14 protein-coding genes and 2 pseudogenes are annotated in these 19,340 nt (G+C 61.9%); 13 read left to right on the top strand and 3 right to left on the bottom strand.

Features of this window, described 5'->3' with window-relative positions:
• Nucleotides 1-82 precede the first annotated feature (82 nt).
• From kdpC to KZJ38_RS17000, 3 genes are all read left to right on the top strand, one after another.
• Nucleotides 83-664, top strand: a complete 582-nt coding sequence (gene kdpC / locus KZJ38_RS17010; protein WP_219797373.1) for a potassium-transporting ATPase subunit KdpC — start codon at nt 83-85, stop codon at nt 662-664.
• 196 nt (nt 665-860) lie between these two features.
• Nucleotides 861-1,556 (top strand): response regulator, encoded by a 696-nt coding sequence (locus tag KZJ38_RS17005; RefSeq protein ID WP_219797372.1) that lies wholly within the window; start codon nt 861-863, stop codon nt 1,554-1,556.
• 676 nt (nt 1,557-2,232) lie between these two features.
• Nucleotides 2,233-2,580 (top strand): hypothetical protein, encoded by a 348-nt coding sequence (locus KZJ38_RS17000; RefSeq protein WP_219797370.1) that lies wholly within the window; start codon nt 2,233-2,235, stop codon nt 2,578-2,580.
• Nucleotides 2,581-3,156: 576 nt separating this feature from the next.
• On the opposite strand, the gene KZJ38_RS16995 is transcribed toward KZJ38_RS17000, so the two are convergent.
• Both KZJ38_RS16995 and KZJ38_RS16990 read right to left on the bottom strand, forming a co-directional pair.
• Entirely contained in the window at nt 3,157-3,531 is a 375-nt protein-coding gene (locus tag KZJ38_RS16995; protein ID WP_219797369.1) for a copper resistance CopC family protein, read from the bottom strand.
• Between the two features lie 11 nt (nt 3,532-3,542).
• On the bottom strand, nt 3,543-4,445 hold the full coding sequence (locus tag KZJ38_RS16990; protein ID WP_219797367.1) for a hypothetical protein: 903 nt from the start codon (nt 4,443-4,445) through the stop codon (nt 3,543-3,545).
• A gap of 438 nt (nt 4,446-4,883) precedes the next feature.
• Between KZJ38_RS16990 and KZJ38_RS16985 the strand changes: the two genes are divergently transcribed.
• The 5 genes and pseudogenes from KZJ38_RS16985 (at nt 4,884) to KZJ38_RS16965 (ending at nt 10,848) form a co-directional block, all read left to right on the top strand.
• Nucleotides 4,884-5,201: a DUF2946 domain-containing protein gene (locus KZJ38_RS16985; RefSeq protein ID WP_281425785.1), complete on the top strand. Its 318-nt coding sequence runs from the start codon at nt 4,884-4,886 to the stop codon at nt 5,199-5,201.
• A gap of 102 nt (nt 5,202-5,303) precedes the next feature.
• Nucleotides 5,304-7,679, top strand: coding sequence for a TonB-dependent receptor (locus KZJ38_RS16980; protein WP_219797364.1), 2,376 nt, complete (start codon nt 5,304-5,306; stop codon nt 7,677-7,679).
• A 14-nt stretch (nt 7,680-7,693) separates the two neighbouring features.
• Nucleotides 7,694-9,163, top strand: coding sequence for a PepSY-associated TM helix domain-containing protein (locus tag KZJ38_RS16975; protein WP_219797362.1), 1,470 nt, complete (start codon nt 7,694-7,696; stop codon nt 9,161-9,163).
• 26 nt (nt 9,164-9,189) lie between these two features.
• The gene (locus KZJ38_RS16970; RefSeq protein WP_425518254.1) at nt 9,190-9,636 is read left to right on the top strand and encodes a copper chaperone PCu(A)C; all 447 of its coding nucleotides are present in this window, start codon (nt 9,190-9,192) and stop codon (nt 9,634-9,636) included.
• Nucleotides 9,637-9,796: 160 nt separating this feature from the next.
• A pseudogene (locus tag KZJ38_RS16965) lies at nt 9,797-10,848 on the top strand (HoxN/HupN/NixA family nickel/cobalt transporter).
• Nucleotides 10,849-11,329: 481 nt separating this feature from the next.
• On the opposite strand, the pseudogene KZJ38_RS16960 reads toward KZJ38_RS16965, so the two are convergent.
• A pseudogene (locus KZJ38_RS16960) lies at nt 11,330-11,899 on the bottom strand (HAD-IC family P-type ATPase); the annotation flags it as partial.
• Nucleotides 11,900-12,137: 238 nt separating this feature from the next.
• Here KZJ38_RS16960 and KZJ38_RS16955 point away from each other — a divergent pair.
• The 5 genes from KZJ38_RS16955 (at nt 12,138) to KZJ38_RS16935 (ending at nt 19,143) form a co-directional block, all read left to right on the top strand.
• Nucleotides 12,138-12,509 carry a hypothetical protein gene (locus tag KZJ38_RS16955; protein ID WP_343223827.1) on the top strand — a complete coding sequence of 124 codons (372 nt, stop codon included), beginning with the start codon at nt 12,138-12,140 and terminating at the stop codon, nt 12,507-12,509.
• A gap of 109 nt (nt 12,510-12,618) precedes the next feature.
• On the top strand, nt 12,619-13,935 hold the full coding sequence (locus KZJ38_RS16950) for a TolC family protein (RefSeq protein WP_246641517.1): 1,317 nt from the start codon (nt 12,619-12,621) through the stop codon (nt 13,933-13,935).
• Nucleotides 13,936-13,943: 8 nt separating this feature from the next.
• A complete protein-coding gene (locus tag KZJ38_RS16945; RefSeq protein ID WP_219797360.1) occupies nt 13,944-15,563 on the top strand; it encodes an efflux RND transporter periplasmic adaptor subunit in 1,620 nt (539 codons plus the stop codon).
• Entirely contained in the window at nt 15,560-18,793 is a 3,234-nt protein-coding gene (locus KZJ38_RS16940) for an efflux RND transporter permease subunit (RefSeq protein WP_219797358.1), read from the top strand. The genes KZJ38_RS16945 and KZJ38_RS16940 overlap by 4 nt, the downstream gene beginning before the upstream one ends.
• The gene (locus KZJ38_RS16935) at nt 18,790-19,143 is read left to right on the top strand and encodes a copper-binding protein (RefSeq protein WP_219797356.1); all 354 of its coding nucleotides are present in this window, start codon (nt 18,790-18,792) and stop codon (nt 19,141-19,143) included. The genes KZJ38_RS16940 and KZJ38_RS16935 overlap by 4 nt, the downstream gene beginning before the upstream one ends.
• The last annotated feature ends 197 nt before the right edge of the window (nt 19,144-19,340 follow it).

Below are 19,340 nucleotides of genomic sequence, written 5' to 3'. Positions count from 1 at the left end.
GTGTGCGGCCTTGTGAGTAGGATCTCGCGAGCCCGTCTCCCTGGCACCCTGCACATGGACTCGCATTTTTGAGCTAACGATCATGAAAAATCTGTTACGTCCGCTGTTTACCCTGTTCATTGCCATGACGGTACTGACGGGCCTCATCTTTCCCGCTGCCGTGACCGCAGTGAGTCAGGCTGTGTTTCCGAATCAGGCAAACGGCAGCCTGATTGAGAAAAACGGAAAAACTGTGGGCTCCACACTGCTTGGTCAGCAGTTTGATGCGCCCTACTATTTCTGGGGCCGTCTCTCGGCGACGACGCCGAATCCGTACAACGCACAGTCGTCGGGCGGATCGAACCTGGGTCCCACTAACCCGGCACTCGCAGACGAGGTCAAGGGGCGCATCTCGGCCCTTCACGATGCGGACCCTGCGAACACGGCACCGATTCCTGTCGATCTGGTAACGTCATCCGCAAGCGGCCTAGACCCCGAAATCAGTCCCGCTGCGGCAGCCTATCAGGCTGCCCGGGTCGCAAAAGCGCGCGGGTTGTCGCGCGAACAGATCGACGGCCTGATCGCACAGAGCACGAGCGGTCGCCAGCTCGGCATCTTCGGTGAGCGGCGTGTCAATGTGCTGAAGCTTAACCTCGCACTCGACGATCTCAAGCCAGTGAATTGACTGCACGGACCATGTTCCGGTAAGAACGGCACCCGCGCGCGTGATGCAACAGCGTGACGCGCGTGGGGCCTGTCGCGCCCCTATTGAGTGCTGGTAGCTGAGCCGCAATGTCTTCCTGACACGACGATCTGGCGCATTTGCGCCGGCCCTCGTACGGCATTCGTATCTGGCGCGGCGACGAACGAGTACAAGCCCGATGGAACCAGCAGTCAATGTTGTGCTGATCGAAGACGATAAATACCTCAGACGCATGTTGCGCACGGCACTGGAAAATGAAACTCTGCGCATCACCGGCGTCGAGACAGGCCGGCAGGGCATCACCGCAGCCGCAAGCATGCGACCGGATATCCTCATAGTCGATCTGGGTCTTCCTGACATGGACGGCCTTGAGGTAATTCGCGAATTGCGCGCATGGTCTTCGATCCCGATCGTTGTGCTATCCGCGCGTCGTCGCGAAGAAGACAAGATCGCAGCACTGGACGCCGGTGCTGACGATTATGTCGAAAAACCCTTCAGCATTGCGGAGCTCGCCGCGCGTATCCGTGTCCAGTTGCGCAGGCTGAACCCGTCCGTGACAGCAGACTCGCGCCGGATAAGGTTCGGTGATGTCGCGGTCGATCTGGAGACTCGCACTGTCGAGCGGAATGGCCTACCGGTTCATCTGACTCCAATCGAATTCCGGCTACTCATCGCGCTTGCGCGACGTGCGGGATCGGTACTCACGCACAGACAGCTACTGATCGAGGTATGGGGCCCCGGACGGGCGAGCAATCTTCACTACCTGCGCATTTACATGGCCCATCTCAGGCAGAAGCTGGAGCGTGATCCAGCGCAACCCGAGTACATGTTGACGGAAACCGCCGTGGGCTATCGTCTCGTCGGAGTGACGTAGCTGACGCCTGGTTCAGGTGTTGCGCGAGCGTCGGGCCGCCAGAAAGTGGCGACTACGGACGAATTCACTGCGGGGCGGGCGACCGGCAGCGGACCAGGATGTGCAGCATGAAATAGGCCATGATTGGAGTCTTGGAGACCTGGCTGACCAGTTTCAACTTCCAGCCGCAAGCTGACCTGGTTATTCGATACCCGTAGCCAGGATGTTCGATCTGTACACGCTCGCTCGGTCGAGTTGGATTCCACGAGACGTGATTGGCTGCGAGCCGGTGTCCGCTTTCTGCGGACCATCGGACGCTCACAAAAATTTACCTGAAGTCTCTATTTGGTCAGGTTGTGACTGCCGCACGCTGAATACGCGGCATGCCTTATCGATTCAGCATCGGACGGAGTGCGGCCAAGCTGAGTCATTCACGTAAAACCAGCGAGCGTCGGTTCTCGGCCGGACTGCAGTCCGAAGAAAGGGATGTAAACAACCCGTAAAAGTATGCGCTGCCTGCGCGGAAGTCTGCATGTGATTTTCGTAGTGGCTAGGAGTATCTTTATGGCAAGCGAGCCACGCGATTGTCCGGGTGGCGCGCGACTGCCCTCCGGGCAGGTTCGACGCGTTGAAGTCCTCATCGATGACGAGTACACAGGTGGCCGGTGGTGCGGCCAAGCGGACAAAGGAGACAAGCATGAGTGCATGCAACGAACCTCATCACGCCAACCATCAACATCAGCACGGCCCAGGCTGCGGACACACCGCAATCAAGCATGGCGACCACGTAGACTACCTGCACGATGGTCATTTGCACCATCCGCACGGCGATCATGTAGACGAACACAAGATCGAGGTCAGTTCGGTAAATCCGGACCAATGTACATCAGATTGCGGTGGCCATGAATCGGGCCATGTACATGGCCCAGGCTGCGGACACGAGCCAGTACCGCATGGCGATCATGTCGATTACCTGGTCAACGGCCACCTGCATCATCCGCACGGCGATCATTGCGATGACCATGGCTCGGTCGAGATTTCATGAAAGCACGACGCAGGACCGCAGGCTTAAACATCAAGGATAGCCCGGCTGCCGGGAATCCCAAGATTCCGAAGATCAGTCGCGATGCCTTGACGTCGATCCTTCTCTGGAGCTGCGCGATGGTCTCGCTCGCGTGGGCAGTTTTCCTTGTTCTAAATCACGCGCGCTGATGTCCATGCGCAAAGCCCGTTGGCTTGGGAAGCACTCGGTAGCCCGGATCAAGGTAGGGCGCTCCAGGGAAGGCGAAACAGACGAAAGTGCTACAAGGGTTCGCGCGTGTCGTTTGCCGGCCAGTGGCAGGCCTCGAAAGACGACATGGATGGCCGCTCTCAGGCGTTGGACGGCCCTTCGCACAAGTCCTACGAAGGTCGACACCGGGTCGCGTGCTGCCGATTGCGGCCTCGCGACGCTGCAGGCGCGCATGCGAAGTGCACGAGGCGGTACCCGGTCATGAACCGCGGCGCTCGCTCCACTGCTGCGATCATCCGCTTCGACACCGTACCGGACCGTCGTCCTACGCGCCGCCGGATAAAACGTCAGAAAATGCGCGGATCACAATCCGGTTTTGAGCGCTGATTCCTACTTTACGTCGAAGCCGTAGTCGCCATGCGTGCGGTGACCATCGGATGCAACTGCCGCCCAATGCACGGTGTAGTGTCCCGTCGGTAAGGGCGGCAAAGCGACCTCGATCGCATCCTGATCTTTCGCATCGGCGGCGGCTTTTGCAGTGTTGACCTGTTTGCCGCTTGCATCGGTGACGGTCACAGTCGAGAAGGCGGCTTCCAATGGCCCATCGAAAACGATTCGCACCTCGCCAGGCGAAGTCACCGTGGCGCCAGCTGCGGGCACCTGCGTACGCGGGAAGACATGCGCCCAGACCGTGCCGGCCGCCCCCGATCCGAGCACGAAGGCAGCGAGCGTGATGCAGGTCCGGAAGCGACGGCTTGAGTACATGCAATGCTCCATTACCAGTTGAACAAAGGCTTGCCGATGGTTGTCGGCGCGATGTCGTCGAAGAACAGATGTGCCTGTACCAGAACACCGACGTGTGAGCCGCTTGCGCGGTTGATCGGGATCTGCGCTTCGATGCCGAACTGACCGTAACGGTTGAGCCAGATAAAGCCGGGGTTGACGGTACCGGTGGTCTGCCCCTGGCTTCGCGAAAGTGGAATCTCGACAAGCGGAATCAGGTTCGAAAGCGGCTGCGGCAAGCCCAGCGAATGCACGTGCTGTTCCAGGTATGGCAGGCTGTACTGCACGGTAAAGCCGTAGTTGAACGCATTGGGCTGTCCGGCGCCCGTCGTGAGTGCCGGCCCGGCCTCCGCCGTGATGGCGACGGGGCGCAGCCAGACAAGCGCATCCGGCAGGTCGCCCATGCCCTTGCCAGCATAGATCGTCGGCGAGATGGTCGAAAAATTGTCCGCAATTGCCCGGCTGCCCGTGCCGCCAATTTCCGCGCTGATGCCGATCGAGGTCATGAATTCGTGCGCGTCGTTGACGTACAGCAGATATTTCAGGCCCACCTCGAAGTTGTCGAAACCGTGCGCAGTCGGGTTGTTCTGCATCACGTACGTGCCGCCTACCGACAGCGCAAGCCGCGATGTGATGAGTTTGTCGTACTCGAAATCGAAAGTGTTGATGCTTTGATCGCCGTTATCGCCCGGCACGCGAATGTGGCCGAACTGAAGATTGGCTTCATCGCCGACACCGGGATCGTCGATGGTCATGGTTGCAGGGAAAACCCGGTCGCCCGCAATCGAGTGGGCCCTGGCTTGCGACGGCAGCACGGCCGAGACGATGCTGAGCGCGACCGCTGTGCTCCTTAGCGACGCGCGCGGCGCCTCACTTCGCTTTGAACGAAAATGCATGGCCCCCTCCTTCTTCTTCAACATCATCGGAACCTTGAGCGCCGCCGATTCATCGACAAGAACGTGCACGCAGACAGGAATTGCGGCGCAATGTACAGAAACGAGTACGGATCAGAAAAAGAAGAACAGACGAGGCGCGCGACCTGGGCGAGCTGAGCGGCTCGGCGAGTGAATGCGAGATGTCGTCACGATCGCAAGCACTCCAGGGAAGCTACCGGTTTTACGCAGAATGCGGCCTTCACATCGGCCTGTTATTGGGTCGATTATGCCACCCGCAGATCGTCGGCTGTGTCCCGATCAAGCTACTTTGGGATCGGGAAATAGACCAACGTTTGCTTAACCAGGTATTAAACCGGTGCTAAACTTCGCTCGCTGATTCATTTCCGCACCTCACTCATGAATTTTCACGCCCGTCGACATTGGAGCGCCTGGCGTGGCATGCTTGCCATGTGCCTAGTCGTGTTCGTGCCGGTCGTGAGTCAGCTCGTGGCGTCAACTCATGCCGCTGAACCGGTCGCGGCGCTCTGCTCTGCCACGCAAGCGGATAGTGGCGGCCATCATGCGGGCGATCTGCTTTCCGCGTGCGGCTATTGCGATCTGCTCGCCACGCATGCGGCGCCGCCGCCTATTGCACCGACCATCGTCCCGGTTCTTCTGCTGCCGGTTGTGGCCACAACCGTCGCGCTCTCTACACGCTTCACGCCGCTCGGTGCGTTTCCATCCGGGCGTCCACGCGACCCTCCCGCCCTTTCCTGACCGTCGTTCGCCGCACGCCGCACCGGCCCGCCTGCGCCCATTGAAGGCGCACGCAGCCGCCTGTCGTGGCGTGTTCACCAACACGCACAGGAATAATCCAACATGCTGTACTTCGCTTTGCGAAGCCTTCGCCGCGGCATTCGGCCGTGCACGCGCCATGTCGCTGTCGGGCTTCTGCCGCTGACGCTGGCCGCTCCAGCACTTGCGGACACAGCCGGCACACCTGTGGGCGCGTCGTCTACTGCTCGGACCAGCACCGGTTCCACCGCCAACGAACTGCCGGCCGTCACCGTGACGGCAAGCGGTGCCGGCAGCTACCGCCCGGTCGTCGATCCGAATCTGCCCGCATCGGCCGAAACGGTCACGCGCGAGCAGTTCGAGAACTGGAATGTGGTCAACACGGAAGACGTGCTCAAGTACCTGCCGAACCTCGCGGTGCGCAAACGATTCATCGGCGACCTGAACTCGATTATCGCGGTGCGCGGCACGAGCAACGTGCAAAGCGCACGCGGCCTCGTCTACGCCGATGGGCTGCTGTTGTCGAATCTGCTCGGCAACAGCTACTCGTTTCCGCCGCGCTGGTCGATGGTGTTTCCGGACGAGATCCAGCAGGTCGACGTGATCTACGGTCCGTACTCCGCGCTCTATCCGGGTAACTCGCTGGGCGCCACGGTGCTGATCACGACACGCATGCCGACGAAGTTCGAAGCCAGTGCGGACGTCAAGGCGTTTACGCAACACTTCGATCTGTTCGGCGTGAATCGCAACTTCAACGGCACGGAGTCGAGCGCGACCATCGGCGACCGGATCGGCAAGTTCTCGTTCTTCGTCGGCGCGAATCACCTCGAGAACACCGGTCAGCCGCTGCAGTTCGCGACACTCGCGCAATCCAGCACGCCTGCGAAGCCGGGCGACACACCGGTCACGGGCGCCTATTTCTACAACAACCAGACCAACGCGCCGACCGCGGTGCTCGGCGTCAATGGGGAAGGGATCGAACGCACGATCCAGGATCAGCTGAAAGTGAAGATGCAGTACGACTTCACGCCGACCGTACAGGCAGGTTTCACGCTCGGGTACTGGCATCAGACGTACAACAGCGAGACGTCGACTTTTCTGCGCGACGCGAACGGCAATCCGGTGTACAGCGGCAAGGTCGCGATCAATGGCTTCGAGTACAACATTCCGGCCGCAGCGCTGGCGCCGAGCCTTGGCAATAGCGAGAACTGGCTGTATGGCGCGTGGTTGAAGACTCATAACGCGTCAGGCTGGAACGGCGAGGCCATTGCGTCGTACTACGACGTGTCGAATAGCGTCGCGCGCACCGCCAACGCGGGCGGTCCCGGTAACGGACCGGGTGTGGTCACGTTCGGTGACGGCACCGGCTGGAAAACGCTCGACCTGAAAGCGACGTACACGCCCGCATCGCCGCAAGCGGGCCTGCTGAACCATGCGTTGACGTTCGGCTATCACTACGACAACTACTTCCTCGACAACGAAACCTACAACACGGCGGCCTGGCGCGACGGCGCGTCCGGCAGTTTCGCCAACGCGTTCAGGGGGCGCACGCAAACGCAGGCCGCGTATGCGCAGGACGCGTGGCGTTTTCTGCCGCGCTGGAAATTCGTCTATGGCGTGCGCTACGAAGACTGGCGCGCGTACGACGGTTTTCAGGCGCTGGGTGCCGCAACCTTGCCTTACCCCGAAGCGGACCAGCATCATTTTTCGCCGAAAGCGTCGCTGTCTTTCGATGCGACCGACGATCTGACGCTGCGCGCATCGATCGCGCGCGCGTATCGCTTCCCGACGGTCGGCGAGCTGTTCCAGGGGCAAATCAACGGTTCGTCGATCATCAACAACAACCCGAATCTGCAGCCAGAGGACGACCTGTCGAAAGAGCTGACCGCGGAATGGGCACACTGGAACGGCCTGTTCCGGCTCTCGCTGTTTCAGGACGACGTAAAGAACACGATCTTTAGCCAGACCGATACGACCGTGATTCCAAACGTGACGAGCTTCCAGAACATCGGCAAGGTGCGTTCGCGCGGCGTCGAAGTCAGCTACCAGGGGCAGGACGTGTTTCTGCGCGGTTTCGATCTGATCGCGAATGCCGCATACACGCAGTCGAAGATCATCGCCAATGCGCAGAATCCCGCTACGGTGGGCAAATACTTCTACCGTATTCCGCTGTGGCGCGCGAACGTCGCCGGCACTTACCGTTTCGATGCACGTTCGGCGCTGACGCTTGCAGTGCGCTATTCCGGCAGGCAGTACAACACGCTCACGAATACCGACACGAATCCCGATGTGTTCGGCGGCACCAGCACGTATGTGGTCGCGGATGCGAAGTTCACATTCCGGCCGACGAAGCAGAGCGAAATCGGCGTAGGCATCGATAACCTCTTCGATGAGCGCTACTACGTCTATCACCCCTATCCGGGCCGTACGTTCTACGTCGAAGGCCGGCTTCATCTTTAAAGGAGGAGGATGTCATGTCCACTACCGTAACCCGACCACCGAACCCGCGCACGACGCCGGCTGCCGCCACGGCAGCGGGCCGCGGTTATCGAACGCTGTGGCGCTGGCATTTCTATGCCGGCTTGTTCGTGATGCCGTTTCTTGTCGTGCTCGCGCTGACCGGTACGCTGTATTGCTTCCAGCCGCAGATCGAGCCGCTGCTGTATCCGCATCGGCTCGTCGTCGAGCCGCGCGAAACGCCGCGTCTTGCCGAAGACATGTTGCTCGCAAATGCACGCCGTGCACTGCCGGCAGGCTCGGTCGCGACGACCGCACGCATCTCCTCTCGCACGGACCGCAGTGCGGAGTTCGTCTTCCGCCTGCCCGATGGCGACAAACAGAGCGTGTATGTGAATCCGTACGACGGCACCGTGCTCGGCACGCTGAGCGTCGATCGCCGCTTCATGCAGCTCGACCGGATGATTCACCGAAAGCTGTTGCTTGGAAAACCGGGTGAACTGCTGATGGAACTGGTCGCCTGCTGGACGCTCGTGATGATCGGCACAGGCGTCGCGCTCTGGTGGCCCCGGGCAGGGGCGTCGCTACGTGGCGCGCTCGTGCCGCATTTTGTGCTGCGCGGCCGGCCGTTCTGGAAGAGCATACATGCCGCGCTCGGAATCTGGCTTGCCGTGGGCGCGCTCGCGTTCGTCGTCACGGGCTTGCCGTGGACCGGGTCATGGGGCAAGCAGTTCAAGGCGCTGGCGACAAGCGCAAAGCTCGGCTCGCCACAGGGCGCGTGGGGCGGTTCGCCGTTGCGTTCGACGATACCGGGCGCGAAAGCGCAGCCAATGTCCGCGTCGCATGCGTCACGCGACTCGGACATGGATTCGATGCCGGGCATGACGATGGACGATCTGCCGCTGCCGCAGGTTCCATGGGCTGCCGGTGCGACTCGCGTGCCGCAGTCGCAGCAGGTGGGTCCCACGTCATTGACCCTCGACCAGATCGTTTCGCAGGTGGGTGCGCTCGGCCTCTCCGATGGCTACGACGTCGCGTTACCCGCTTCCGCAAGCGGGGTGTACTCGGTGTCGTATTTTCCGGCCGACCCGAAGCTCGAGCGCACCCTGTACATCGATCAGTACAGCGGCGCGATACTGAAGGACATACGCTACAGCGATTACGGCGCAGTGGGGAAGGCCGTGTCTTATGGGACGTCGCTGCATATGGGCCGTTACTTCGGCCTTGCGAACCAGCTTGTCTGTACGGTGATTTCGCTTGGACTGGCGACGCTTGCGTCGACCGGCTGCGTGATGTGGTGGAAACGGCGGCCGGCCGGCACGTTTGGCGCACCGGCGCGCGAGCGCGCTGGTATGCCGATGCGGGGCTGGAAAGCCGGCCTCATCGTGCTGGGCTTGGTATTTCCGTTGATGGGCGTAACGCTGGTTATGGTCTGTCTGATGGACCGCGTGCTGTTCGGTCGCGCGTCTCGACAGGTTGTAGTCTGACTTCGCAGCATACACAGGAGAGCGACTTGAAGATCACACGAGCATTGCTTCTGCTTACGGCATCGTTCGCATGCGCGGGAAGTGCGGTAGCGGCTCCCGGGTCGATGATGGTGTCCGGCTGCTGGATCCGGCTGTTGCCTGGCGATCTGCCGTCGGGCGGCTATTTTAGCGCCATGAACATGGGCCAGAAGCCGGTCGACCTGCTTCGCGTTCAGACCGATGCGTACGGCAGCGCGATGCTGCACCAGACGGTCAGCAACGGCAGTACATCGAAGATGGACATGGTAGATAAAGTCAGTGTGCCTGCCGATGGCACGCTTGCGTTCAAGCCAGGCGGATATCACGTGATGCTGGAGCAGCCTAAACGGCCGCTCAAGATCGGCGACAGGATTCCCTTCACATTCGTCTTCAGCGACGGCGAGCATCTGCAAGCCGAATGTGAAACGAAAAGTCCGGCCACGATGGGTCACTGAAACCTGGTGCCTCATGAAGCACCTTGCATGCATACCATAACGTATCGGGCGAAGGTGCATCGGCTATTTATTCGTGCGCTTTCCGCGCGATAATCGCAGGTGCGATGGTTGCCGCAAGGCATCAATAGGGAATATGGTGAGGCGATCGCCAAGGCCATAGCTGTACCTTTCCCGTCTTTTCGATGATGGCGCGCAAGCACTGCGCGGCAAGGTCATCGGCATTTTTTCGCTGCTTATCGCCGCGAACATCGGCATCTGGATCTGGGCGCTGACCGCGCTGCATGGGCGCCCCGGCCTCATCGGCACCGCGGTACTCGCCTATACGTTCGGTTTGCGTCATGCAGTCGACGCCGACCACATTGCAGCGATCGACAACACCACGCGCAAGCTGATGCGAGGCGGCAAGCGGCCCGTCGCGGTGCGTTTCTTCTTTTCGTTGGGGCACTCGACGATCGTCTCGCGCTATCGGTTGCGGTGGCGTTTGCGGCGGTCACATTGAAGTCGCGCTTTGAAGACATGAAGGCGATCGGCGGTGTGATCAGCACTTCCGTGTCTGCTGGCTTTCTGCTGGTGCTGGCCGTTGTCAACGTGGTGATTCTCGTGTCGGTTGTAAAAACCTTCCGGCGCTTGCAGCGCGGCGAGCGATTGGTCGAGGAAGACCTCGACATGCTGCTTAACAAGCGTGGCGTTCTCTCACGTATGTTTCGTCCCTTGTTCCGGCTGGTCACGCGCAGCTGGCACATGTATCCGATCGGCTTCCTGTTCGGACTGGGCTTCGATACGGCGACAGAGGTTGCGCTCTTCGGTATCTCCGCCGCGCAGGCTGCCGACGGCATGTCGCTCGGGACCATCCTGATTTTTCCGGCGCTCTTCACCGCTGGCATGTGCCTCATCGATACGGCAGACGGCGTACTGATGCTCGGCGCGTATGGCTGGGCCTTCATGAAGCCGGTGCGCAAGCTCTATTACAACATCACGATTACCTTCGTGTCGGTCGTAGTCGCCGTGCTGATTGGCGGCATCGAAGCGCTGGCGTTGATTGCGGACAAGCTTGAGCTGAAGGGCGGCTTGTGGGATCTCGTGAGCGCGGCGTCGGACAATTTCGGTCTGCTCGGCTATGCGGTCATCGGCGTCTTCGTCTTGAGCTGGTTGATTTCTGTGCTGTTCTACAGGTTCAAACGCTACGATGATTTGCCGGTCAATGTCGGCTGACAAAGTCTGGTCACAAAAGATTCCCCTGCTGCCCGCTTCGCGTCCGAAAGCAGTCATCTGCAGAGTGGGTAAGATCAACGAGAGACAAACGCGTCCGACAAAAGTCGGCCACAAGCGGGCCATCGACAACGCGCGCTCGAATGTCTGGTCTTGTCGGTCAAGCGACGCTCGCATAACGGAAATGAAGAACGGCGTGGCATCGTGCTGGTTATGGCCGGACGGGATGCCAAACCTGGTTGTGAGCCCATCGCCATGTCGGTCTCAGGCTTTTTGTCCATCAAGCCGTGGTACAGCGGTTAGAGGCGCTCGCGAAGGAGATCGCCGAAGTCGCAAATGATCGGTCGAGTCGCGACGGAATCGTGGCCGTCGTGCCCGTCGAGGATTTCTGGTGCGTAAGGAACACGATGGAATCCGCACCGTGGCAATCAGCAGCGGGTTGCGGCGCACGCACGTCGAGGACGCGTTGCGCCGGCTTTCATCGTCAGATCCTTGCCCGCCGCAAGCGCAGCGAATTTGCGATGACTGATACGGAGCTCAGACTCATCGCCAGTGCGGCGATCATCGGCGAAAGCAGCCAGCCCGTGAATGGGAACAGCACGCCGGCAGCGAGCGGCACGCCCAGTGCGTTGTAGACCATCGCCCAACTCAGGTTCTGCTTCATGTTGCGCACGGTCGCGTCGGATAATGCACGACTGCGCGCGATGCCGCGCAAGTCTCCCTTCACCAGCGTGATTTGCGCGCTGTGCATCGCCACGTCGGTGCCCGTGCCCATCGCGACTCCGACATCGGCCTTGGCCAGCGCAGGCGCATCGTTGATGCCGTCGCCGGCCATCGCGACGACGGCCCCTTCCGCCTGCAGCCGGGACACCAGCGCGAGTTTGTCCTCCGGCTTCGATTCGCCGTGGAATTCGTCGATACCGAGTTTCGCCGCAACGGACCGGACGGTCGCCGACGCATCGCCGCTCGCGACCACGACGCGAATACCAGCGCGCTTCAACTCGGCCAACGCTTCGGTCGTGCTCGGTTTGACGGGGTCCGAGACGGCAAGGAGGGACATCGGCGTAGCGAGACCCATCGCGCAGGGGCAGGCGATGATCAGCACCGCAACCGCGTTGACGAGCCCGAACACCCAGCTCGTGCGCCCCGAGGTTCGCATCGAAAACGTGAGCGGCACACCGACCGTTGTCAGACTGATCAACCGATAGCGGGGCGCCGCGCGAGCCGGACGGTTCGCGCCGATCGATACAGAATTCTGCCAACCCGGTAAAATGTCGCGACCTGCGATCGCTATGATGAAATTCATCCGGACCCTCTTCGTGTTATTGCTGTGCGCGATGCTGCCCATTACCGGGCTGGCAGCGAGCGGCTTGGCCGGTGAGTGTCCGATGGAGCAGTCCGTCGCGACGCTGGACGGCAGCAACCCGTCGGATGCAATGCCGGGCTGCGATTCGATGCAACCGTCGCCGGGCGGTAAGGCATCGAAGGCCGGGTTCTGCAAGATGACCGCGCAATGCCAGTTCGGCAGCGTCTACTATCCCGGCGCCGATGCAACCGTCGTCCGGCATGCAACGCCTGTGTCCAGCCGCGTTGTCTTCCACTTTTCGCAGTCGCTCTCCATCCGCGCGCCGGATGGCCTGTGGCGACCTCCGCGTTCCGTCTAACTCCGATCTTCTCGCACACCGCCGTGCGCGGTGACGTTCGTCCTGACACAGGATGTGAGCTGTTACGCCTGCTCAAGCGCGGCGTAGGCTCGACCATTCGGGGTTGACCATGCTTTTCCCGTTTTCGCCGGCGCGTAGCCGGCGCGTCGCGTTGCGCGTGATGTTGCGTCTGATCGCGCTCGCGGCATTCGTCATGCTCGGCACCCGTGCCGCTTACTCGCAGGGCGCGGGCATGACACTCGACGAGGCGCTTCAGGTCGCGCAAGACCGCTCGTCGTCAATCGAGGCCACGCAAGCAGCCGTGCGCGGTGACTCGGCCGTCGTCGTCAAGGCAGGACAGTTGCCGAATCCGACCTTGAAGCTGAGCGTCGAAGACCTGCCGATCAACGGACCGCAAGCGTTCACCATCGGGCAGGACGACTTCACGATGCGCGGCATCGGCATCGAGCAGGAGTGGGTGTCGCCGACGAAGCGCCGTCTTCGCACGGCGCTCGCCAATCGCACGGTCGATCAGGGCCGGACGACTTACCTGGAAAAGCTCGCTGAGGTTCGCCAGCAAACCGCGATGGCGTGGCTCAATGCCGTCTTCGCAAAGAAGTCCGTTGCGCTGAACCAGGCGCTGGTCGATCACCTGAAGGACGAACTTGCCGCCCGGCAGGCCTCGTACCGTGGCGCGCAGGGCAGCGCGTCGGATATCGCGCAGGCGCGCGTGACGCTCGGCAATGCACGCGACGCGCTGATCGATGCGCAACAGGATGAGAAAGCCGCGCTGATCGAACTGTCGCGCTGGACCGCGGCCGGCAATGTGCTGCAAGTGGCCGACAACACTCCGTCGCTCGAATCGTCCGTATCGGGCATGAGCGCCGAGCAGCTCGATCAGGTGCAGCCGTTGCTGATTGCCGCACGCACGGCGATCTCCGTTGCGGACGCGGCGACCGACGTCGCCCGCAGCGACAGAAGTCCCAACTGGACCTGGGGACTGACCTATTTCAAACGCGGCGGCAATTTCTCCGATTACGTGTCGCTCGGCGTGTCGATTCCATTGCCGATCAACCGCAAAAACCTTGAGGACCGCGACGTCGAACAAAAATCGCAGATGGGTACGCAGGCGCGGCTCACTTACGAAGACACCGAGCGGCAGGTGATGGCGGGGATTCAGACGCTCGCGACGAAGCTCGCCAGCGGCCGCGAACGGCTCGCCAATCTGCAGCAGACCGTATTGCCCGCCGCCGATCAGAAAGTGCAGCTGGCCAACGCGGCCTACCGGTCGGGGACGGGCTCGCTCGCCGATGCGTTCGAAGCGCGGCACATGCAGCTCGAAACGCAGCTTCAGGTGCTCAATATCGAGCGGCAGGTGTCGCTTGTCTGGGCCGGTCTCGAATATCAGGTCCTGCCGCCGGAACTGATCGCGGCCGCTGGCCAATGAGGACAACAATGAACAGGAAGCTAATCGTACCGATCGTCGCGTCGGTGCTTTCGGTGTTTGCGGGCGTGGCGTTGCTAGCAGCAGGCTATTTCATCGGCGTGCATCGCGCGGCGTCGACGCGTCCCATGCCCGCAATGGCCGCGACTGCGGCCTCGGGCGACAAGGTCGACCCGCAAGCGGGGCGCAAGGTGCTGTACTGGCACGACCCGATGGTACCGAACCAGCACTTCGACAAGCCGGGCAAATCACCGTTTATGGATATGCAGCTGCAGCCTGTCTATGCGGACGATGGCGGCGGCAGCACCGGCATCCGCATCAATCCGGGCTTGCAGCAGGACCTCGGTATCCGTTATGCGACCGTGCATCGGCGCGAAACGAGCGAAGGGTTCGACGCGATCGGCACCACGCAGTTCGACGAATCGCAGGCTGACGTCGTGCAGTCGCGCGTGAACGGCTATATCGACCATCTGTATGCGAGTGCACCGATGCAGCGCATCGCGAAGGGCGCGCCGGTCGCATCGCTGTTCGCGCCCGACTGGCTCGCGCCGCAGGAGGAATATCTGTCGCTCAAGCGCGGCGGTATGGACGATGCATTGCTGCAGGCCTCGCGTGCGCGCATGCGTGCGATGTCGATTCCCGAAGGTGTGATCGCGAGCCTCGATCGCACAGGCCGCGCGCAGACGCATATCGTGCTGTCGTCGCCCGAAAGCGGCGTCGTCAGCGAACTGAACGTGCGCGACGGCGCGATGGTGACGCCGGGTCAAACGCTCGCGAAAGTAGCGGGCCTGTCGAAGCTGTGGCTGATCGTTGAGATTCCGGAGGCACTCGCACTCGAGGCGCGGCCCGGCATGCGCGTCGATGCGACCTTCAGCGGCGATCCGACCCGGCACTTCACGGGCCGCATTCGCGAAATCCTGCCGGGCATCAGCACGACGAGCCGCACGCTACAGGCTCGGCTCGAGATCGACAACGGCGATGGCAGGCTCACACCCGGCATGTTGATGCGCGCGCATGTAAGCGGCGCGAAAACGGTATCGCGCCTGCTCGTGCCGTCCGAAGCCGTGATTACCACCGGCAAGCGCTCGGTCGTGATCGTGAAAAACAGCGACGGACGCCTGCAGCCTGCCACTGTGACGGTCGGCAACGACGTCGGCAACGAAACCGAAGTGCTGGGCGGCCTGAACGATGGCGACACGGTCGTTGCATCGGGGCAGTTCCTGATCGATTCGGAAGCGAGTTTGAAGTCGGTGCTGCCGCGTATTGAAGGTGCATCGGCACCGGCGTCCGCACCGGTGTCGGGATCGGGCGCGACGGGCCCGATGAGCGATACAGCTGCAAGCACTACGACCGCATCCGGCGCGTCCGCTCCCACGTCGGCATCGACTGCCGGCGCGGCCCCGACCTACGAGACCACCGGCAAGGTCGAACAGGTCACGCCGACGGGCATGACGTTCTCGCATCAACCGATACCCGCGCTCGGCTGGCCCGCGATGACGATGTCGTTCAACAAGCCCGCGCCGAATGCGTTCGCAGACGTGAAGGTCGGCGACACCGTGCACTTCGTCTTCAAACAGTCCGACGACGGCTATCGGCTCACGAAAGTGGAACCCGCAGGAGGCGCCAAATGATCGCACGCATCATCCGTTGGTCCATCCAGAACCGCTTTCTCGTGCTGCTCGCGACTGTGCTGGTGGTCGCGTGGGGCGTGTATTCACTGCGTGAAACACCACTCGATGCGTTGCCCGATCTGTCGGATACGCAGGTGATCATCAAGGCATCGTATCCGGGCAAGGCGCCGCAGGTGATTGAAGATCAGGTGACGTATCCGCTCACCACCACCTTGCTCGGCGTGCCCGGCGCGAAGACGATCCGCGCCTACTCGTCGTTCGGCGACGCCTTCGTCTATGTGCTGTTCGACGACAAGATTGACCAGTACTGGGCGCGCTCACGCGTGCTCGAATATCTGAACCAGGTGCAAAGCCGTCTGCCGCCGGGCGCGACCGTCTCGCTCGGGCCGGACGCGACCGGCGTGGGCTGGGTGTACGAGTACGCGCTCGTCGATCGAACCGGCCATCACGACCTCGGCCAGCTACGCGCGCTCAACGACTGGTTCCTGAAGTTCGAACTGAAGGCGGTCCCGGATGTGTCGGAAGTGGCGAGCATCGGTGGCATGGTGCAGCAGTATCAGGTCGTGCTTGATCCGGACAAGCTGCGCGCGTATGGCATCACGGAACAGCAGGTGGCCGACGCATTGAAGAAGGCGAACCAGGAATCCGGCGGCTCGGTCGTCGAACTCGCTGAGTCGGAATACATGGTGCGCTCGTCCGGTTATCTGCATACGCTCGACGACTTCCGCAACGTCGTGCTGCGCACCAACGATGCGGGCACACCCGTTTTGCTCGGCGACGTGGCGCGCATCCAGATCGGCCCCGAAATGCGCCGCGGCATCGCCGAGCTGAATGGACAAGGCGAAGTGACGGGCGGCGTGATCGTGATGCGCTCCGGCAAGAACGCGCTGACCACAATCGAAGGCGTGAAGGCGAAACTCGCGGACCTCAAGCGCTCGCTGCCGCCCGGTGTCGAAATCGTCACGACGTACGACCGCTCACAGCTGATCGAACGCGCGGTGGACAACCTGACGGACAAGCTGATCGAGGAATTCATCATCGTGGGGCTCGTCTGCGCGGTCTTTCTGTTCCACCTGCGCAGCGCGTTCGTCGCGATTCTCTCGTTGCCGCTCGGCGTGCTCGCCGCCTTTATCGTGATGCGCTATCAGGGCGTCAACGCGAACCTGATGTCGCTGGGCGGCATTGCCATTGCAATCGGCGCGATGATCGATGCGGCAATCGTGATGATCGAGAACGCGCACAAGCACCTGGAGGCCTATGAGCATGAACACCCGGACGAACCCATCACAACGGCGCAACGCTGGGAGGTGGTTGCGACCGCGGCGGCGGAAGTCGGTCCGGCACTGTTCTTCTCGCTGCTGATCATCACGCTGTCGTTCATTCCGGTGTTTTCGCTGGAGGGGCAGGAAGGCAAGCTGTTCTCGCCGCTGGCCTTCACGAAGACCTACACGATCGCGGCCGCCGCCGGACTGTCGGTGACGCTCGTGCCGGTACTGATGGGCTATCTGATACGCGGCCGTATCCCGCATGAAACCAGCAATCCGATCAACCGTGTGCTGGTGAAGCTGTATCGTCCGCTGCTCAACGGCACCTTGCGACGGCCGTGGTTCGTGATCGGGCTCGCTGCAGTCGCGCTCGCGCTCACTGTCGTTCCGCTCTCGCATCTGGGCGGCGAATTCATGCCACCGCTCGACGAAGGCGACCTGCTGTATATGCCGACAGCGCTGCCTGGCATCTCGGCCTCGAAAGCGTCCGAACTGCTGCAGCAGACCGACCGGCTGATCAAGACGGTGCCGGAAGTGAAGACGGTATTCGGCAAGTCCGGCCGCGCGGACACCGCGACCGACCCGGCGCCGCTCGAGATGTTCGAGACGACGATCCAGTTCAAGCCGCGCAGTGAATGGCGGCCGGGTATGACGCCCCAGAAGCTTGTCGACGAGCTCGACCGGACAGTGAAGGTGCCGGGGCTCTCGAATGTCTGGGTGCCGCCGATTCGCAACCGGCTCGACATGCTGTCGACCGGTATCAAGACGCCGGTGGGCGTCAAGGTTTCCGGGCCGGAGCTGAAGCAGATCGATCAGGTTGCCGCGCAGATCGAAGGCGCGGTGAAGGGCGTACCGGGCGTCACGTCGGCGCTCGCGGAGCGACTGAACGGCGGACACTACATCGACGTCGATATCGACCGGCAGGCAGCGGCCCGCTACGGGCTCGCGGTGGGCGATATCCAGGACGTCGTGTCGTCGGCGGTCGGCGGCGATAACGTCGGCGAAGTGATTGCGGGCCGCGAGCGTTTCCCGATCAATATCCGCTATCCGCGAGGCGTGCGGGACTCGGTCGACAAACTGCGCGAGTTGCCGGTCGTCACCGATCGTGGCGCGCAGATTACGCTTGGTGACGTTGCGCACATCGCGATCGAGGATGGTCCGCCGATGATTCGCAGCGAAAACGCGAGGCTATCCGGCTACGTCTATATCGACATCCGGAACGTGGATCTCGAAACCGCCGTGAAGGCGATGCAGCAGGCCGTCGCGCAGAAGGTCACGCTGCCGCCCGGCTATTCGATCGAGTGGTCCGGACAGTTCGAATACCTCGAGCGCGCAGCGGCGAAACTGCGCCTGGTGATTCCGGTCACGCTGGTCGTGATCTTCGTGATGCTGTTCCTCACGTTCAACTCGGCCGCCGACGCGCTGCTATTGATGTCGACGGTGCCGTTCGCGCTGGTCGGCGGATTCTGGCTGATCTGGATCCTCGGCCATGCGGTGTCGGTGGCGACCGCGGTGGGCTTTATCGCGCTAACGGGTGTGGCCGCGGAATTCGGCGTGGTCATGCTGTTGTACCTCAAGGAAGCGCTGAACCGCCGCCTGAAGGCAGGCGAACCGCTGAACGAAGCGACCCTGACCGACGCGATCCGCGAGGGCGCGGTGTTGCGCGTGAGGCCCAAAGCGATGACGGTCGCAGTCGTGCTCGCAGGCCTCATTCCGATCATGATCGGCCATGGCGCCGGCTCCGAAGTGATGCAGCGGATTGCCGCGCCGATGGTCGGCGGGATGATCACCGCGCCGCTGCTGTCGATGTTTGTCATTCCCGCGGCGTGGCTGTTATTGCAGCGCCGCCGTCTGCCGCGTAGCCGTGAAGTATCGAAAACTTTTGCAGTCCAGACCGGCACGCGAGTGCCCTCGTCCCCTATTGGCGCGTCCGTGCCGCATACCCACACTGGAGAAACACTATGAAGAAGTCGATGATTCTGTCCGCTGCATTTGTCGCCGCTGCCGCAAGCATCGGGGTGGCTCTTGCCGATGACATGAGCGGCATGAACATGAGCAATGGCGCGATGATGAACCACTCGGCCTCAAGCAAACATAACGCACTGACCGATGCGACCGTCAAGGGTGTCGATGCGACGAGCGGCATGGTGACGCTCAAGCACGGGGCGCTGACCAATGTAGGCATGCCCGCGATGACGATGGCGTTCAAGGCGAAAGATGCGGCGATGCTGAGCAGCGTCAAGGAAGGCGACAACGTGAAGGTGCGAGTCGAGAACGTGAACGGCACCATGACCATCGTGAAGATGACGAAGTAGTAAGTCGAACCGATCGTGATCGAAGACGTTCGCACGCCCGGCCATGAAATCGTGGTGACGCGATGCCGTCGCAGCCGCTGGAATAGCGGCGTCTGAGTGTACAGACTGCGCCGGCGGAAAGCGGCCGGGTACAGCCGTATGCGCAACCGGGCGTAGGACGTACGTAGCCTACGCCCGGGGCGGTGCCCCGCAAAAAA

It is taken from the genome of Paraburkholderia edwinii (genome assembly GCF_019428685.1).
Classification (GTDB): domain Bacteria; phylum Pseudomonadota; class Gammaproteobacteria; order Burkholderiales; family Burkholderiaceae; genus Paraburkholderia; species Paraburkholderia edwinii.
This window is presented reverse-complemented; position numbering and strand designations above follow the sequence as displayed.

Bases quoted from the DNA above. Each gene is read 5' to 3' on its own strand.
- kdpC (WP_219797373.1), top strand. From the start codon at position 83: ATGAAAAATCTGTTACGTCCGCTGTTTACCCTGTTCATTGCCATGACG.
- KZJ38_RS17005 (WP_219797372.1), top strand. From the start codon at position 861: ATGGAACCAGCAGTCAATGTTGTGCTGATCGAAGACGATAAATACCTC.
- KZJ38_RS17000 (WP_219797370.1), top strand. From the start codon at position 2,233: ATGAGTGCATGCAACGAACCTCATCACGCCAACCATCAACATCAGCAC.
- KZJ38_RS16995 (WP_219797369.1), bottom strand. From the start codon at position 3,531: ATGTACTCAAGCCGTCGCTTCCGGACCTGCATCACGCTCGCTGCCTTC.
- KZJ38_RS16990 (WP_219797367.1), bottom strand. From the start codon at position 4,445: ATGCATTTTCGTTCAAAGCGAAGTGAGGCGCCGCGCGCGTCGCTAAGG.
- KZJ38_RS16985 (WP_281425785.1), top strand. From the start codon at position 4,884: ATGCTTGCCATGTGCCTAGTCGTGTTCGTGCCGGTCGTGAGTCAGCTC.
- KZJ38_RS16980 (WP_219797364.1), top strand. From the start codon at position 5,304: ATGCTGTACTTCGCTTTGCGAAGCCTTCGCCGCGGCATTCGGCCGTGC.
- KZJ38_RS16975 (WP_219797362.1), top strand. From the start codon at position 7,694: ATGTCCACTACCGTAACCCGACCACCGAACCCGCGCACGACGCCGGCT.
- KZJ38_RS16955 (WP_343223827.1), top strand. From the start codon at position 12,138: ATGATGAAATTCATCCGGACCCTCTTCGTGTTATTGCTGTGCGCGATG.
- KZJ38_RS16950 (WP_246641517.1), top strand. From the start codon at position 12,619: ATGCTTTTCCCGTTTTCGCCGGCGCGTAGCCGGCGCGTCGCGTTGCGC.
- KZJ38_RS16945 (WP_219797360.1), top strand. From the start codon at position 13,944: ATGAACAGGAAGCTAATCGTACCGATCGTCGCGTCGGTGCTTTCGGTG.
- KZJ38_RS16940 (WP_219797358.1), top strand. From the start codon at position 15,560: ATGATCGCACGCATCATCCGTTGGTCCATCCAGAACCGCTTTCTCGTG.
- KZJ38_RS16935 (WP_219797356.1), top strand. From the start codon at position 18,790: ATGAAGAAGTCGATGATTCTGTCCGCTGCATTTGTCGCCGCTGCCGCA.